This window comes from Actinocorallia herbida, assembly GCF_003751225.1.
In the GTDB taxonomy this organism is placed as follows: domain Bacteria; phylum Actinomycetota; class Actinomycetes; order Streptosporangiales; family Streptosporangiaceae; genus Actinocorallia; species Actinocorallia herbida.
Genome location: NZ_RJKE01000001.1, coordinates 4,012,096 through 4,028,355, shown reverse-complemented (window position 1 = coordinate 4,028,355; position 16,260 = coordinate 4,012,096). Strand labels below are relative to the sequence as shown.

General features: G+C 72.9%; 15 protein-coding genes and 2 pseudogenes. 7 read left to right on the top strand and 10 right to left on the bottom strand.

Annotation, left to right across the window (positions count from 1 at the left end; genetic code table 11):
- The first annotated feature begins 64 nt into the window (after positions 1-64).
- On the top strand, positions 65-808 hold the full coding sequence (locus EDD29_RS18655; RefSeq protein WP_123665637.1) for an alpha/beta fold hydrolase: 744 nt from the start codon (positions 65-67) through the stop codon (positions 806-808).
- Positions 809-846: 38 nt separating this feature from the next.
- Here EDD29_RS18655 and EDD29_RS18650 read toward each other — a convergent pair whose 3' ends face one another.
- Both EDD29_RS18650 and EDD29_RS18645 read right to left on the bottom strand, forming a co-directional pair.
- Positions 847-2,244, bottom strand: a complete 1,398-nt coding sequence (locus EDD29_RS18650) for a glucose-6-phosphate dehydrogenase (protein ID WP_123665636.1) — start codon at positions 2,242-2,244, stop codon at positions 847-849.
- Positions 2,245-2,354: 110 nt separating this feature from the next.
- Positions 2,355-2,912 (bottom strand): helix-turn-helix domain-containing protein, encoded by a 558-nt coding sequence (locus EDD29_RS18645; RefSeq protein ID WP_123665635.1) that lies wholly within the window; start codon positions 2,910-2,912, stop codon positions 2,355-2,357.
- 47 nt (positions 2,913-2,959) lie between these two features.
- Here EDD29_RS18645 and EDD29_RS18640 point away from each other — a divergent pair, with 47 nt between their 5' ends.
- The gene (locus EDD29_RS18640; protein ID WP_123665634.1) at positions 2,960-3,850 is read left to right on the top strand and encodes a class I SAM-dependent methyltransferase; all 891 of its coding nucleotides are present in this window, start codon (positions 2,960-2,962) and stop codon (positions 3,848-3,850) included.
- A gap of 63 nt (positions 3,851-3,913) precedes the next feature.
- Here the strand turns inward: EDD29_RS18640 and panB are convergent, their stop codons facing one another.
- Entirely contained in the window at positions 3,914-4,723 is an 810-nt protein-coding gene (gene panB, locus EDD29_RS18635) for a 3-methyl-2-oxobutanoate hydroxymethyltransferase (protein ID WP_123665633.1), read from the bottom strand.
- Between the two features lie 221 nt (positions 4,724-4,944).
- Between panB and EDD29_RS18630 the strand changes: the two genes are divergently transcribed.
- Positions 4,945-5,670 carry a DUF981 family protein gene (locus tag EDD29_RS18630; RefSeq protein ID WP_123665632.1) on the top strand — a complete coding sequence of 242 codons (726 nt, stop codon included), beginning with the start codon at positions 4,945-4,947 and terminating at the stop codon, positions 5,668-5,670.
- A 39-nt stretch (positions 5,671-5,709) separates the two neighbouring features.
- Here EDD29_RS18630 and EDD29_RS18625 read toward each other — a convergent pair.
- From EDD29_RS18625 to EDD29_RS18615, 3 genes and pseudogenes are all read right to left on the bottom strand, one after another.
- Positions 5,710-6,660: pseudogene (locus EDD29_RS18625) on the bottom strand (heme-dependent oxidative N-demethylase family protein); the annotation flags it as partial.
- 13 nt (positions 6,661-6,673) lie between these two features.
- Positions 6,674-7,606 carry a PDR/VanB family oxidoreductase gene (locus tag EDD29_RS18620; protein WP_246052841.1) on the bottom strand — a complete coding sequence of 311 codons (933 nt, stop codon included), beginning with the start codon at positions 7,604-7,606 and terminating at the stop codon, positions 6,674-6,676.
- Between the two features lie 46 nt (positions 7,607-7,652).
- Positions 7,653-8,192 carry a dimethylamine monooxygenase subunit DmmA family protein gene (locus tag EDD29_RS18615; RefSeq protein ID WP_123665630.1) on the bottom strand — a complete coding sequence of 180 codons (540 nt, stop codon included), beginning with the start codon at positions 8,190-8,192 and terminating at the stop codon, positions 7,653-7,655.
- Positions 8,193-8,517: 325 nt separating this feature from the next.
- Between EDD29_RS18615 and EDD29_RS18610 the strand changes: the two genes are divergently transcribed.
- Positions 8,518-9,096, top strand: a complete 579-nt coding sequence (locus EDD29_RS18610) for a helix-turn-helix domain-containing protein (protein ID WP_123665629.1) — start codon at positions 8,518-8,520, stop codon at positions 9,094-9,096.
- A 228-nt stretch (positions 9,097-9,324) separates the two neighbouring features.
- Here the strand turns inward: EDD29_RS18610 and EDD29_RS46970 are convergent.
- The 4 genes and pseudogenes from EDD29_RS46970 to EDD29_RS18590 form a co-directional block, all read right to left on the bottom strand.
- A pseudogene (locus EDD29_RS46970) lies at positions 9,325-9,456 on the bottom strand (EF-hand domain-containing protein); the annotation flags it as partial.
- A 431-nt stretch (positions 9,457-9,887) separates the two neighbouring features.
- Complete coding sequence (locus EDD29_RS18600) at positions 9,888-10,685, bottom strand: SDR family NAD(P)-dependent oxidoreductase (RefSeq protein WP_123665628.1); 798 nt, start codon at positions 10,683-10,685, stop codon at positions 9,888-9,890.
- 285 nt (positions 10,686-10,970) lie between these two features.
- Positions 10,971-11,180 (bottom strand): ferredoxin, encoded by a 210-nt coding sequence (locus tag EDD29_RS18595; RefSeq protein WP_211359785.1) that lies wholly within the window; start codon positions 11,178-11,180, stop codon positions 10,971-10,973.
- A gap of 59 nt (positions 11,181-11,239) precedes the next feature.
- Entirely contained in the window at positions 11,240-12,484 is a 1,245-nt protein-coding gene (locus EDD29_RS18590) for a cytochrome P450 (protein ID WP_123665626.1), read from the bottom strand.
- Positions 12,485-12,672: 188 nt separating this feature from the next.
- On the opposite strand from EDD29_RS18590, the gene EDD29_RS18585 reads away from it, so the two are divergent.
- The 3 genes from EDD29_RS18585 (at position 12,673) to EDD29_RS18575 (ending at position 15,508) form a co-directional block, all read left to right on the top strand.
- On the top strand, positions 12,673-13,767 hold the full coding sequence (locus EDD29_RS18585) for a tyrosine-protein phosphatase (protein ID WP_123665625.1): 1,095 nt from the start codon (positions 12,673-12,675) through the stop codon (positions 13,765-13,767).
- A gap of 245 nt (positions 13,768-14,012) precedes the next feature.
- Positions 14,013-14,684, top strand: coding sequence for a FadR/GntR family transcriptional regulator (locus EDD29_RS18580; protein WP_123665624.1), 672 nt, complete (start codon positions 14,013-14,015; stop codon positions 14,682-14,684).
- The gene (locus EDD29_RS18575) at positions 14,681-15,508 is read left to right on the top strand and encodes an ABC transporter ATP-binding protein (RefSeq protein ID WP_123665623.1); all 828 of its coding nucleotides are present in this window, start codon (positions 14,681-14,683) and stop codon (positions 15,506-15,508) included. Before EDD29_RS18580 ends, EDD29_RS18575 begins: the two co-directional genes overlap by 4 nt.
- The last annotated feature ends 752 nt before the right edge of the window (positions 15,509-16,260 follow it).

Below are 16,260 nucleotides of genomic sequence, written 5' to 3'. Positions count from 1 at the left end.
GACTCGAGTCTCAGGCGGGTCGCGTGCTCGATCCGGCCGGAAGCGCCCGCTCGAAAGGAGTGCGATGCCCGCCGTCCTCGTCCATGGAGTGCCGGAGACCGCCGAGCTCTGGGGCCCCCTTCGCGCGCGGCTGCGCCGCGACGACGTCGTCGCGCTCCGGCTGCCCGGCTTCGGCCGCCCGCTGCCTCCCGGCTTCCAGGCCACCAAGGAGGGCTATGCCGCGTGGCTCACGGAGGCCGTCGCCGAACTCGGCGGACAGGGCCCGGTCGACCTGGTCGGACACGACTGGGGAGGCGGCCTCGTGGTCCGGCTGGTCAGCCTCCGCCCCGACCTTGTGCGCTCCTGGGCGACCGACGCCGCGGCCCTCGCGGACCCGGCGTACGAGTGGCACGAGCACGCCAGGCTCTTCCAGACGCCCGGGGTCGGCGAGGACCTCCTCTCCGCCATGACGACGCTGTCGGCGGACGACTACCTCGCGGGCCTGCGCGACCTGGGTCTTCCCCTGGACGCGACCGACGGGCTGACCGGCCTCGACGAGATGATGGCCCGCTGCATCCTCACCCTCTACCGGTCGGCCGTGCACGTCGGCGCCGAATGGGCTCCCGCGTTCGTGGACGTCGGCGCGCCGGGCCTGGTCATCGCACCGGCCAAAGACGCGTTCCTTCCCGAGGCCAACACCCGCGCCGCCGCCGCGCGCGCCGGGGCGCACGTCACCGAGCTGCCCGGCGCGGGCCACTGGTGGATGCTCGAGGATCCCGCCCGCGCCGCGGCGGTGCTGCAGGAGTTCTGGGACGGCCTCCCCGCCTGATCCCCTCGGCGGTGGCGGCGCCCTGACCGTCGGCCGGGTCAGGGGACCTGCGGGGCGTGCCAGGATTCGTCGCTGGTGAGGCGGGCGGCCTCGGGCGGGCCCCAGGTGCCCGGGGCGTAGGAGATGGGCGCGAACGGGGCGGGCAGCAGCTCGGAGACGACGCGCCAGCACTCGGTGATGGCCTCCATGGTGGAGAACCGGGTCGGGTCGCCCGTGACCGCCGCGGCGAGCACGTGCTCGTAGGGGCGCGACCTGGACAGGTGCGGGAAGTCGAGCTTGTTCGTCAGCTCGTCGACGACGGTCTCGTCGGCGCCGCGCCGGGCCAGCACCTGGAACGTGACGCCGGCGTGCGGCTCGAAGTGCAGCCGCATGAGGTTCGGCGCGGCCTTCTGCGCGCACACCGTGTGGTGGTAGCCCGCGACGGGCCGGTTGAACTCGACCGCGAGCTCGGTCGCGCTCACCGCGAGGCTCTTGCCCGCGCGGAGCGTGAACGGGACGCCCGCCCAGCGGTCGGTGTCGACGTAGAGGCGCAGCGCGGCGTAGGTGTCGGTGGTCGAGTCCGGCGCGACGCCCTCGGTCGCGAGGTAGCCCTCGTACTGGCCGTTGATGTAGTCCTCGGGGAGGACCGTGCGGATCGACCTGAGCGCGCGGGTGCGTTCGGCGAGGACGTCCTCGGGCGAGCCACTGCGCGGGGTGTCCATGACGAAGTAGGCGAGTGTCTGGAGCAGGTGGTTCTGGACGACGTCGCGGAGGCAGCCCGTCGCGTCGTAGAAGCCGCCGCGGTCGGCGACGTCGAAGTTCTCGGCGGCGGTGAGCTGGACCCCGCGGACGTGGTTCCGGTGCAGGATCGTGTCGATCATGGTGTTGGCGGCGCGGAACGTCAGGAGGTTCTCGACCGACTCCTTGCCGAGGTAGTGGTCGACCCGGCGGATCGCCTCGTCAGGGAAGTACTTCGTCAGCTCGGCCTGGAGCGCGCGAGCCGACTCCAGGTCGTGCCCGAAGGGCTTCTCGACGACCAGGCGGGAGTTCTCGCTCAGTCCCGCCTCGGACAGACAGCGCGCGGCGGACTCGTACAGGTCGGGCGGCAGTGCCAGATAGTGGGCGAGGACCCGGCAGCCTTCGGCCTCCCGGGCGATGCTCTGGAAGCTGCCGGGGTCGCTGTAGTCGACCCGGGCGACGCGGAGCAGGCCGAGCAGTTCGTCGAGCGCGCCGCCGTCGACGGTCCCGTGCTCGGAGACCGCCTCCCTGACGTGGGCGCGCAACCGGTCCAGCGACCAGGCGCTCCGGGTCACGCCGATCACCGGGCCGAGCGCGAAACCCTGGCTCACCAGGCCGTAGAGGGCGGGCAGCACCATCTTCTCCGCGAGGTCGCCCGTGATCCCGAACAGCACGAGCGCGTCGGCCCTCGCCCTGCCCGCAGCCTCCGTCTCGCCCATCGGACGCCCCCTCCGCGCGGCTCGCAGCCGACGCCCCCGCGCGACGGCCGCCCCCGGGGAACGTTCCCAGATCCGTCACGCCGGAACACGGACGGTGTGATCGGCCCGGGTCAGGGGGCGGGGTGGAGGTGGATCCGGCGTCCGTCGTGATCGAGGACGGCGAGGATCTCCGCCGGGCCGTCGTGCGCGCCGAAGGCGTGCGGGACCATGGTCGAGAACTCCGCGGCCTCTCCCGCCCGGACGATGATCGAGCGCTCGGCGAGGCGCAGTTCGACGACGCCGGCCAGGACGATGAACCAGTCGCGGCCCGGGTGGACCTTGAGGTCGGCGGGGACCGGCCCGGTGATCCGCATCTTCGCGACGGTCAGGCCGGGTTCGCGGCTCAGCAGCCAGGTGGTGACCCCACGGTCGGCGTCGTGGTGCGGGCGGATCACCACGTCGGCGTCGCCCGCGGGCTCGACGAGCTGGTCCAGGGTCGCGCCGAGGGCCCGGGCGATCGCGGTGAGCTGGTCGAGGCCGAGCCTGCGGTGCCCGGTCTCGATCCGGCTGAGCGTGGACGGGCTCAGATGGCAGCGCGCCGCCAGTTCGTCGAGGGACCAGCCCAGGGCGGTCCGCAGGCCCCGGATCCGGGCCCGGACCAGGGCGTCCACCTCGTCGTCTTGCTTCATACGCAAGATGGTATGCCTCTACTGCAAACGCGGCTTACGCTGGGGACATGGAGAACCACCACGAGCACCACACACATCACCGGTCCCAGGAGCACGGCCATGGGCATGGCCACGGCCACGACGGGGAGGGCGAGGAGACCGCGCTCCTCGAGATCCTCGACCTCGACGCCGAGGTCTTCTCCGACCTCATGGACGAGGCGACCTCACTGATCGCCGAGGCCGCCGGGGACACCCCTCCGCAGCAGGTCCTCGACCTCGGCGCGGGCACGGGCGCGGGCACCTTCGCCCTGCTGCGCCGGTTCCCCGAGGCGTCCGCCGTCGCCGTGGACGGGTCCGCGCGCCACCTCAAGCACCTGCGCGAACGCGCCGTCGCCCTCGGCCTCCTCGGCCGGATCTCCCCCTCCCTCACCGACCTCGACGGCGCCTGGCCCGACTTCGACCGCCCCGACCTCGTCTGGGCCTCCAACTCCCTGCACCACTTCGCCGACCCGGCCCGCGTCCTCCGCGACATCGGCGCCCTCCTGGCCCCGGGGGGCCTCCTGGCCGTCCTGGAAATGCCCGGCTTCCCCACCTTCCTCCAGGACGACACCGTGCCGCTCGGCCTGGAAGCCCGCGTCGCCGAGGCCCTCGCCGCCGAGAACGCCGCGCACCTCCCGCACCGCGCCGCCGACTGGACCGCCCTTCTCACCGAGGCCGGTTTCACCATCGAGACGCACCGCGTCCTGGAGTCCGACCTCCCTTCCCCCGTCACTCCCGAGGCCCGCCGCTACGCCCACCTGAGCCTCGACCGCCTCTACACCCGCCTCGCGTCCCGCCTCACCCCCACCGACCGCACCGCCATGGACGACCTCGCCACCGAAGGCGCAGCGCACCTCCCCCTCCACCTCCGCACCGCTCGCACCCTCTGGCTCGCCCGGCCCACCGCCTTTACGCAGTAAGCCTCCATCTCCGCGAAGCTCCCGCGCCGACGCCGGGCCGGGCGCACCGGGCACTGCCCGCCGTCAGGACGCGACGATGTCCCAGTCGTAGGAGTGCTCGGGGGCGGGGTAGCGGCCGGTCTCCACCTCGGCGACGACCGTGCGGGCGACGTCGGAGATCTCGCCGCGCAGGTCGGCGTAGAGCTTGGCGAAGCGGGGCCGGGGTCCGGCGGACAGGCCGAGGATCTCGGTGGTGACGAGGACCTGGGCGTCGCAGTGCGGTCCCGCGCCGATGCCGATCGTCGGCACCTCGAGCGCCTCGGTGACGAGGCGGCCCGCCTCGGTCGGCACGGCCTCCAGCACGAGTGCGGACGCACCGGCCTTCGCCAGCGCCCGCGCGTCGTCGACGAGCCGCTCCACCGCCGTCGCGGTGCGGGCCTGCACCCGGCTGCGGCCCTGGACGTGCACCGACTGCGGGGTGAGTCCGAGATGCCCGATCACCGGGATGCCGGCCCCGGCGATCGCGGCCACCTCCTCCGGCCGCGGCCCTTCCAGCTTGACGGCCTGGGCGCCCCCCTGCTGGACGAGCCGGACCGCGTTGCCGACGGCCTGCCTGACGGACTCCTGGTAGGAGCCGAAAGGCAAGTCGCCGACCACGAGGGCAGACTTCGCCGCGGTGGAGACCGCCCGGCAGTGGTGGACCATCGTGTCCATGGAGACGCCGACGGTCGTCGGCATCCCCTCGAAGAAGATGCCCAGGGTGTCGCCGACGAGCAGGACCGGCACTCCAGCCTCATCGAGGATCTGGGCCGTCTGGTGGTCGTAGGCGGTCATCATCGTGAACCGCCGTCCCGTCCGCTTGTACTCCTTGAGTGCGGGCATGGTGACGCGCATGGTCGATTCCTCCCGGTACCAGGGTCTGAGCCTCTAGTCCTTCACCGAGGCGCACGGTACCCCGTTCCAGGACGTGGCGGGAGGCCCGTTCCGGGCATCGCGGGCGCACGAGGCGAGGCACGGCGCGCCAAGCCGGAATGGTGGGTTTTTGGTGATTTGGCGGGAGCGATCGGGAGGGACGGAGGGTACGGGCGGGCTAAGGGGCCGAAAAGGGGGCGCACATGGGGATCTCAGACGCGGAGGCCGTCCAGGCCGCGTTGAAGATCAACTGGGCCGAGATGCCCACCTACAACACCATCATGGCCGTCGCGGCGGGAGCCGGGCTGCTCCTCGTCGTCGGGCTCTGGCGGCGGCTGGCCGAGCCCGCCGGCGAGCTGCACACCGAGGGATTCGCGCTGGCGTTCGGCGTGCTGGGCACGATCCTCACGCTGACCGGCCTGCACATGACCCTCACCTGGCCGCTCGCCGCCGGGGGCTTCCCGTTCGACAACATCGTCTTCGGCGAGCCCGCCTTGGCGTTCGGCGTGCTGCTGCTCGGCGCGGGCGCCTATCTGTGGCGGCGCGGACGCATCCTCGAAGAGCACCCGGAACGCGAACGGCACCTCGCCGGGCTCGCCGGTCCGGTGTCGGTGTTCGTCTTCGGCATGGGCCTCGCCTGCTGGGGGATCGCCGCCGCGGGGATCTGGTACCAGCTGTTCGCCGCGCCGAAGGAGGAGCCGATCTCGGGCCTCCTCGCCGACCACCCGATGGTCGAGGCGGTGTTCATCTCACTGCTGTACTTCCTCGTCGGCTTCGGCGCGGTGCTCTTCCCGTTCGCCCTCGGCGGGCGCCGCCCCGGCCTCGCCAAGGTGCTCCTGTGGTGCTGGGCGATCGCCGGCGTGCTGTTCCTCCTGTTCGGCGCGCTCAACTACTTCACCCACATCGGCCTCATCGTCAACACGATGTGACCCGCCCGCCGCGGCGAGCCAGGCGACGATGCCGTCGCGGTACCGGCTGAGGCCCTTGTAGTCCACGAGGTCGTCCGGCAGCTCCGTGAGGACCGCCGCGAAGCGGTGCCGCCACTCCGGCACGCGGGCGACCTCGCGCAGGCCCAGGAGATGCGTCCGGATGAGGAAAAGGACGGCTCCGGAGGGCGCCAGCCGCAGCAGGTGCTGGACCTCGACCCGCAGGTGGAGGGTGTCCCCGAGCGTCTCGGGGGACGCGGCGGCGAGCGCCCGCTCCCGTCCCCACTCGGGGTAGGCCTCGGTCGAGGTGTCGAGGCGGTGGCCCGCCGTCACCGTCCAGTTCGTCCGCCGGTACTCCCGGCCGGGGGCGAGCCGCATGAGGAACGCCTGGGCGCGCGGGACGACACCGGTCGCGTGGACGCGCGGGACGGGGCCGTGCACCTCGAGGAAGGACATGCCGACGTCGAAGTTCAGCGACCAGTCGGCGGCGAAGGTGACCAGGCCGGCGTCCGCCCACAGGGCGTCCTCGCGCTGGTCGAGCAGGACGATGTCCTCCTGGACCTGGCTCCCGGCGAAGGCGAGCGGCCCGCCCGGCACCCCGGTGTCGTCGCCGACGGTGAAGGCGAGGTCGACGCCGAGGAGATCGTTGCGCCAGGACATGCGCCCGCCGCCGAGGTCGGTCAGCGCCATCACGCCGGCATGGCCCGCGGCGAGCTCCCGCAGAAGGTACAGGAGCGCGTCCCAGGAGGCCGCGCGCATGTGCGGCAGGACCGTGCACCGGGTGGGATCCGCCGCGAGGATGCGGGCACGCTCGGCGAGCTCGGCGCGGTAGTCGTCGTCCACGTCGACGACGGTCTCGCCCCAGCCGCCCGCCGCGGTGCGCACGGGGGCGCGGGCCGGCTCGACGTTCACCGCGTACCGGTAGCCGTCCGAGGTGAACGGGAAGGGGAATCGCGCGGCGCGTCCGCCGGGCGCGGTCGTCGTGCGGGCCATCTGCGCCTCCTGGCTACAGGTCGAGTTCCAGCTCGGTGCCGCGCGACACGCAGCACATCAGTGCCGTGCCGGAGGCCCGTTCGGCCGCCGACAGGTACAGGTCGCGGTGTTCCGGCCGCCCTGCGGCGAGCGGTATGCGGCATTCGCCGCACACGCCCTGGCGGCACAGGTTCGGCACCGCGATCCCGGATCTCTCCAGCGCGTCGAGGAGGCTGACGCCGGAGGGGACCTCGACGATCCGGCCGCTTCGGCGCAGCCGGGCGGTGAAGGGCGCGCCCGGGTCGAGATCGGCACCGGCGAAACGCTCGATGTGGACGCGTCCGTCCGGCCATCCGGCGACCCGGGCGAGGTCGCGGACCGCGTCGATCATGCCCGCGGGACCGCACAGGTAGAGGTGGGTCCCCAGGGGCTGGGCGGACAAGCGCGCGGTGGCGGCGGCGAGCAGGGTCTCCCGGCTCGTGTACGTGCGCAGCCTGTCCCCGCACAGCTCGCGGAGTTCCGCGAGGTGCGCCGCGCCGCCCTTCCGGTGGCCGTAGAGGAGGCGGAAGTCGCGGTCCCAGGCGAGGGCCGACCGCACATGCGACAGCAGCGGTGTGATGCCGATGCCGCCCGCGACGAGCAGGTGCCGCCGGGCCGTCGCCACCGGGGCGAACGCGCTGCGCGGACCGGACGCCCGCACCCTCTCGCCGGGCCGGAGCCGGTGCATCCAGGCCGAACCGCCCGCCCCGTCCGGACGGAGCAGCACCGAGACGGGGTACTCGTCGGATGCGGCTCCCGACCCCGTCAGGGAGTAGGCGTTGCGCGCTCCGTCGCACTCGACCACGAGGTGGCTGCCGGGCACGTACGCGGGCAGCGGCCCGCCGTCCGGCCTGGCCAGGCGCAGCGACCGGACCCGGGGCGCGGCGTCCACCGCGGCCCGGACCACGAGCTCCCGTCCCTCGCTCACCCTGCCGCCTCGGCCCGGCGACCCGGGCGGCCCCCCGAGCCCTCGCTCATGCGATCGCCTCCGCGTCGGCCTGGTAGGCGAGGTAGGCCGCGAGCCTGCGGGAGAAGTGGTGGTAGCAGACGAGGGTGAGGCCGCAGCCTCCGCAGACCAGCAGCTCGCCGACGGCGATGTCGCCGGACGTCACATGGCGGCAGTGCGCGCAGTAGACGCGGCGGTGCCCATCGGCGGTCGCGTGCATCCGGATCTCGGCGGGCAGCGCCCCGGCCAGCACCGCCTCGCCGCGCAGCCGCAGCACCTCGTGCTCCGGTCCGCAAAGCATGAGCCGCCAGCCGACCGAGGCCACCGCGAGCCTCTCCCGGAACGCGGCGATGACCCCGTCGCTGAGCGCGGGCGCGTACGAGACCCACGAGGTCGCCCCGGACTCCTCGATCCGCCGTGCCCAGGCCGCGGCGACCGGCCTGGCGGCCGGGCCGAGCGCCAGCACCGCGTAGTCCCGTCCCGTCGGGTCCACCTCGGGCACCTCCCGTCCCAGCCGGGGCACACTCGTCGCCCCCGGATCGACGCCCACCGCTTCCCGTTCCCGCATCCGCCGCCCCTCCCTCACCACCGGACAGGTCCCCCGAACCCGAACATCCACCTGGGGGAAACAACGATAAACACGATGAAACCCCTTCGGGTTGCGCCGCAGTAAACCCGCGCTACGAACAGACGACATCGCACGCACCCCTCAGCGGGCAAGCCTTCGCCCGCTTTTCCCGCACGCGCGGCGCCAGAGAGGGCCGAACGCACGGGTCGCCGCCCGGAGGGGGCGGCAGGCGGGCCCTCCTCGATCGGGTGGGAGCCCGGGGGCGCAGGGCGGCGAGGGCCCGCGGGATGCTTCCCGGCGAGAGGGCTGGCCCTATCCTGGGCAGGTGTCGCTTGAGGAGATCATCGCCGTTCGGGTTCGCGAGTACCGACTGAGCAGGCGGGTCTCACTCGCCCTTCTGGCGGAGCAGACCGGGATGTCCAAGGCGATGCTGTCCAAGATCGAGAACGCGCAGACCTCGTGCAGCCTCTCGACGCTGGCCCGTCTGGCGGACGCGCTCGAGGTGCCGGTGACCGCGCTGTTCCGCGGCGTGGAGGCCGAGCGCGAGGCGGTGTTCGTGCCGTCCGGACACGGAGCCCGGATCGTGCGGCGCGGCAGCAACGTCGGCCACCTGTACGAGCAGCTCGGGTCGCTGCGCGGCGAGCACAAGCGGATCGAGCCGCTGCTGGTGACCCTCACCGACGCGAGTGAGGTGTTCCCGCTGTTCCAGCACGCGGGCACCGAGTTCCTCTACATGCTCGACGGCGTCATGACCTACGGGCACGGCACCTCCCGCTACGAGATGTCCCCCGGCGACTCCCTCCAGTTCGACGGCGAGGGACCGCACGGGCCCATCGAACTCCGGGAACTCCCCATCCGGTTCCTGTCCGTCACCGCGTACGGCGCGCTTCCGCACACGCCCTGACCGGGCCCATCGGCGCCGACGGGCAGGGCCGCGCCCCCTTCCGGGCGCCCCGCCGTCGTCCGAGCGGCGGGGTCCTCTCCCGGGCGACGGCGCGGCCGAGCCCTTCGGGGATAAGCGCTTGGCCTCGGCGGGGAAGGGGCCGAAGAGCCACGCGCCCGGAGTTCCCGGGGTGTCCCCCGCCCAGAAGTCGCGCCACAGCAGCAGGAACTCCGCACGGGACAGGTGGCCGTCGCCGTCGAGGTCGAGCTTGGGGAACACGGTGTCGGTGTCGGTGGGGCGGCCGGTCCAGGCCTCGATGAGGGTGCGGTACTCGGCGCGGGAGATGCGTCCGTCGGCGTTCTCGTCGACCGCCTCGAACATCGCCTCCGCGGTGGCGTTCATCGCCTCCGGTGCGGCGGGCAGCGTGTCCGCCACGGCCAGGACCTCCTCGAGGGTGACCCGGCCGTCGCCGTCGGCGTCCGCGGCGGCGCGCAGGACGGACCACCAGCCCGTCATCACGGCGGTCAGCCGCGCGTGGTCGCCGTCGGCGCGCACGGCGGTCCAGCGGGCGGCGAGCCGGTGGAAGTCCGACTCGGTGAGCGCGCCGTCGCCGTCGACGTCCATCGCCGTGAAGACGCCGCCGATCTTGGCACGCTGGAACGTGTTCGCCATGACACAGATCGTGGCCGCAGCGACCCCGGCCGCACCAGTGGCCTCGAAGGGGCATCGGCCTGGCCATTCGGTGACCATGGAGTCACCTTCGGTGAAGGTGACGAGCCGGTCTCCACCACGCCCGTACGATTCTTCCGTCGTCAGAGTTCGTAGCGGCCGAGGACGTCGCGCTTGCCCGGGGAGAGGAACTTGCGGGCCATCCGCCCCGTGGTGAGCCAGGCGATCGCGTCGCCGTTCTTGCCGCTCGCCAGCACCTTGTCGACGAGGTAGGGCGCGACGTCGTCCACATGGTCGCACAGGATGTTGAGGATCTTGCGCTGGCTCGTCACCTGGTCGGGCGCGACGGCGGCCTCGCGGAGCCAGCCTTCGGTGATGAGGATGCCGGGGCTGATCCGGCCGACCCGCACGGCGGTCCCGGACACCTCCTTGACCAGCGCGCTGGTGAAGGAGTCCAGGCCGCGCTTCGTCGCCGAGTAGACGCCCATGCCGGGGCGGATGCTCCCGTCGCTGCCGCCGCCGAGCACGTTGAAGAGCTGGCCGCCGCCGGCCGCGAGCATCCCGCGGACCGCGACCTGCGCGCCGTACACGGTGCCGAGCATGTTGGTGGTCACCATCGCGCGGACGTCGCCGGGCGCGGTGTCCACGATGGGCCGGGTGGTATGGGCGACGCCCGCGTTGTTGATCCACAGGTCCACGCCGCCGAGCGCGGAGGTCGCGGCGTCCCACAGGCCCTCGACCGCCGCCGGGTCGGTGACGTCCACGGCGTGCCCGTGGACCTCGGCCTTGTCCGTCGCCTCCGGCCGCAGCCGTTCGACGGCGTCGTCGACGGCCTCGGCGGTACGTCCGGTGACCATCACGGAGTTCCCCCTCCGCAGCAGTTCACGGGCCAGCGCGAAGCCGATGCCCTTGGTGCTCCCCGTGACGACTGCCCTGCGCATGGCGACTCCTGAGACGAGGCGGGCCGGATTCCGCCGCCGACGCGGCCCGTCCGGCGCGCCCGGCGTTGCGGAACGCCGCCGGACACCCGTCCGGCGACGGCGCGATCCTACGCCGTCACCGGACGGTCCCGACACCCTTGTTCCTTAGAGGGAAACAACATTTCCCTAACGGCCGGACATGAACCAGCCCCTACCTGCGGTTTCTCCTGCCCTGCTTCACGATGCGCTCCCGCCGCCACCGCGCGAGCGCCCAGGGAAGCCGGTTCCGCCGACGGCCAAGGCAGGTCACTCAACGGGTGCGATGACCTCTCCCGTCATCGGGTCGATGACGCTGATGGCCTCCACCGGGCACGAGTCCGCGGCGCCGATGAGCCTGTCGTCCGGGGCGGTCTCGGGATGCAGCGGCGTGGAGCGTCCCCCGCGCAGGGCGAAGTGCTCGGGCACGCTGCCCGCGCAGACGCCCGAGCCGATGCAGACCGAGCGGTCCACCTCCACCTTCCACTTCCCCCTCCCGCCGGACGCGGACCCCTCGTTGACACCGCTGCCGGCGGCCGTCACGGGACGTCCCAGGCGATCGGCATGCGCTCGGGGCCCTGGATGACGGCGGCGGACTTCCACACGACGTCGCCGGCGGAGTCGGCGAAGCGGAGACCGGGCAGCCTCCCGATCAGCGTCTCCAGCGCGACCTGGAGCTCCATCCGGGCGAGCTGGGCGCCGAGGCAGTGGTGCGGCCCGTGGCCGAAGCCCAGGTGCGACGTCTCCGCGCGGGAGAGGTCGAGCCGGTCGGGGTCGGGGTAGACGGACGGGTCGCGGTTCGCCGAGGACAGCGCGACGAGCACCGCGTCCCCCGCGCACACGGTGCCCCCGCTCAGCTCGACGTCCTCCTTCGCGTACCGGGGGATCGCCGCGCCGCTCCCCAGCGGGACGTAGCGCATCAGCTCCTCGACGGCGTGCGGGATCGCCTCCGGATGCTCACGCAGGGCCGCGAGACGGGCGGGCTCGGCGAGCAGCGTGTAGACGAAGTTCGGGATCTGCGTCGCGGTCGTCTCGTGTCCCGCCACGAGGATGCTGACGCCGAGGACGACGAGCTCTCTCTCGGTGAGCCTGTCCCGCTCGTCACGCGCCGCCACCAGCGCGCTGAGCAGGTCGTCCTGGGGTGCGCGACGGTGCTCCGCGACGAGCTTCCCCATGTAGCCGAGGAGCTGCCCGGAGGCGTCCATGATCTCCGCCTCGGTGTACTTCGTGGTGGAGAGCAGCGCCTCCGACCACTGCCGGAACTCACCGCGGTCGGCGTAGGGCACGCCGAGCAGCTCGCAGATGACGGTGACGGGCAGCGGCAGCGCGAAGTCGGCGACGAGGTCGGCGGGCGGCCCCTCGGCGAGCATCCGGTCGACCAGTTCGTCGGCGATGGCCCGGGTCCGGGGGCGCAGCAGCTCGACCCGGCGCGCGGTGAACGCCTTGGCGACCGAGCCGCGCAGCCGTGTGTGCTCTGGCGGGTCCAGCGCCATGATGCTGTCGGGGAGCCCCTCGTACGGCCGCATGCGCGGCTCGTCGTGCTCGACGGAGGCGGCCCTGCTGAAGCGCGGGTCGGCGAGGACCGTCTTCACGTCCTCGTGCCGGGTGACGAGCCAGGCCGGCTCGCCGTACGGGAGCCGCACCGGGCACAGGGGCTCCTTCTCCCGGAGCTCGGCGAAGGCGGGGTCGACGTTCAGCCGGTCGGGGGCGTGGAACGGGAAGGTCCGTGCCTCGGCCTCGTCCAGTCCGGCCGTGCAGGGTCGCGTCGCGGGCGATTCGGTCATGGCGCCTCTCCTTCGGGACTTCCTCGGGCCGCCGCAGGAGCGCACCGAGGGGGCTCCGCATGGAGGTGCCCTCTTCCCGCCTTTCCCCTCGCGCACCATGCGTTTCTTTACTCCACCATGGAACGTTAAAGGTCCGTTGTTCACTCGTTTCCCTTCCCGTTCATCGAGCGGGAGGAACGTCCCGGGTCATGAAGAACCTGACATCGGTCAAGGCGGTCTCGACCCTGGTGGCGTCGGCCGCCCTCGTGCTGGGCGCCGCCGCGACCGGGGCCGCCGCCTCCCCGAACCACCACGAGAACGACCACCACCCGAAGGAACGGCACACCGCGCGCATCCCCTTCACCGAGGCGACGGTCAAGGCGAACGAGGACGGCTCCTTCACCATCGCCTGGAAGGCCCCCGGCGTGAGGCACGTGGCCGTCAAGGCCGCCGGTAAGACCGTCGCCCGCGGCGACGGCGCCGAGACCGTCCGGGTCAAGGGCCTGCCCTCCGCCGACCGGCGGTGGTTCGACCTCGTGCCGGACCACGGCGGCTCGCTGCACCTCGCCGACCGCCTCGTGCGGCTCGACGGCACCGTCAACTTCCGTGACGTCGGCGGCTACCGCACCGCGAACGGCAAGTGGGTGAAGATGGGCGAGGTCTACCGCACCGACGCCCTCGACAAGCTCACCGCCGCCGACCAGGCCGAGCTCAAGCGGCTCGGCGTCAAGATCGCCTACGACCTGCGCATGGACTCCGAGCGGGCGGCCGCGCCCGACAAGCTGCCCGCAGGGATCCGGCACGTGGTCGCCGACGTGTCCGGCAGCTCCTCCGGCTACACGATGCCGACGACCGCCGAGGCCGCCGCGAACATGATGATCCAGGGCGAGCGGAGCATGGTGGCGTCCGCGGTCTCGCAGGCCGCGTACGGAAGCCTCTTCGACGGCCTGTCCGACACGGACCTCCGCGCCGAGCTGTACCACTGCACCGCGGGCAAGGACCGGACCGGCTGGGCCACCGCGTCCCTGCTCACCGCGCTCGGCGTGCCGCGCACGACGATCATGGCCGACTACCTCGCCAGCAACGACTACCGCGCCGAGGCCAACGCCGCGGCGCTCGCGTCGATGCCCGCGGCCCAGGCCGAGATCTACAAGCCGCTGCTGGACGTCCGCGCCGAGTACCTCGACGCGGGCTTCGACCAGGTCGAGAAGTCCTTCGGCACCTTCGCCGCCTACGAGAAGCGGGGTCTCGGGCTCACCAAGGCCGAGCTGAAGGAGCTCAAGGAGTCGCTCCTCGTCGGCTGACCCCTTCCTCCGCACGAGGCACCCGGCCGATGCCGGGTGCCTCGTGCGTGTCCGGCTCCGCGCGCAGCACTCCTCAGACAAGCTGACGGGTCCATGCCCGGTGACCTGCGATATCCGGTTCGACGACCCTTGGATCGGGTGTAGCGTGGGCACCGATCAAAGATCGGACGGGATCGGTCGGCACGGATCAGTCGGCACGGATCGATCACCGACGGGTCGATCACCGACGGGCGGAGGGATGGACGATGACGGCTCCGGTCCAGCGGCATCCACTCGCGGCGCAGGCCGCCGAGGCACTGCTCGCCCGCATCCGCGCGGGCGAGTGGGGACTCGGGCACCGCCTCCCAGGGGAGACGACCCTGGCGGCCCAGCTCGGCATCGGCCGGTCGACCCTCCGGGAGGCCGTCCGCGAGCTCGCGGGCAAGGGCGTGCTGGACTCCCGGCAGGGCGTCGGGGTGTTCGTCACCGCCCTGGACGTCACCGAGGACTGGGACGCGGTGCTGCGCCGTGCGTCGGTCACCTCGGTCCTGGAGGCCAGGCTGGCGATCGAGGCGGAGGCCGCCGCGCTGGCCGCGGCCCGCCGCACCCCGAACGACCTGCGCGCGGTGCGCCGGGCGCTCGCGGGCCGCGCGGTGCCGGGACGGTCGGCCGAAGACCACGTGGACGCCGACATGGCCTTCCACCGCGCGGTGATCGTCGCCGCGCACAACGACGTGCTCATCGAGCTGTTCGACAGCTTCGTCCCACGCGTGCGCACCGCGATGGTCGACATGATGCGGACCCGTCCGCCGGCCTCCCCCGAGGCCGACCACGCGGCGCACGAGGAACTCACCGAAGCCATCGCGCGGCGCGACCCCCGGGCGGCCGCGGAACTGAGCCGCGCCCATCTGACAGGGCTGAAGGAGGCCTACACATGATCCCCCAGCAGACCACCGCCACCGTCCTGGAACTCCAGGACGTGACCTACCGCCGGGTGGACAAGGAGATCCTGCACGGGATCAGCCTCCGGGTCTCCGAAGGCGAGCACTGGGCATTGCTCGGCCCCAACGGCGCGGGCAAGAGCACGATCCTGGGCTTCTGCGGCGCGGTCACCCACCCGACGTCGGGCACCGTGGACGTCCTGGGCGGACGGTTCGGCCGCGTCGAGCTCCAGGCGCTGCGCCGGATGATCGGCCATGTGAACCCACGGCACCCGCTGCGCTCCCCCCTGCGCATTCGCGACATCGTGCTCACCGGGATGACCGGCACCATCGAGATCCCACCGCGCTGGAGCCCCGAACCCGCGGACCTCGCCAAGGCCGACGCCCTGATCGCCGACCTCGGCCTGGCGGGCAAGGCCGAAGAACGCTGGCCGACCCTCTCCCAGGGCGAGCGGGGCCGCACCCTCATCGCGCGCGCCCTCATCAGCGACCCACGGCTCCTCCTCCTGGACGAGCCGTCCACCGGCCTGGACGTCGCGGCCCGCGAACAGCTCCTGGAGACCATCGACCTCCTCACCGAGACCCGCCCCCGGCTCGCCTCCGTCCTCGTCACCCACCACCTCGAAGAACTCCCAGCCTCCACCACCCACGCCCTCCTCCTCGCCGAAGGCCGCGTCGTCGCCGCAGGCCCCGTCGAGTCCACCCTCACCACCGCCCACGTCTCCGCAGCCTTCGCCCACCCCATCGAGGTCCACCGCCACCACGGCCGCTGGACCGCCCGCACCACCCGCCCCCGCGCCCTGGCCACCCCGCACACCTGACCCCGACCCCGACGCCCACCCGACCGAGGTCCCCGCGCCGCCACCCCCGAACCCATACGACCCGGGTCCCCCGCGGGGCCTTCATCGAAGTCGGCGACCTCCGAGGGGTGCCCACGGCGCCGGGCAACCGCTAAGGGCTCCTAACAAGCTGCGCTCATCGGGCGACGGGTGGCGATGCCGTGGTGTTGCATCCGGTTCGTCCGAAGAGGTGAGCAGTCACCGCGGACCGTGCCGGACGGCCTGTGGGAGCGGATCGAGCCGCTGCCTCCCAGGGTCGTGCGGACAGGCGCCGCCGCCCTCGCCCGGACGGCCGGACGGTGCCGTGCGGGATCCTGTTCGTGCTGCACAAGGGGGTATCGCGTTCCCGCCATGTCGGCCGGGGTTCGGCTCGGGGGCGGCGTGCCCGCGCAGGCCGCGGGATCGCATGAGGCCGGCGTGCGGGACGAGTTGCGCCAAGCCCTGCCGGGCGAGTCGAACGGAGCCCGGAGGCAGGGCTGGTCGCGGACGGTGATCGACAGCAGTCGCATTCGGACGCTCGGAGAGAACCCGAAGCGGGAAGGAGCCTGGTCGACCGAAGCCGAGCGGGCACTGAGCACCATGTCCTGACCGACGGCGGCCGGCGTCCCCTCGCGATCGGGCGCAGCCGCCCTTCACCGAACTCCCCGACGGGCTCCGCTGCGTGGAACGACGCCGCGGCACGGTCATCACGCGCCGTTCCGCCCACGCGTGCCGATCGGGGTGACGGGCCGGAC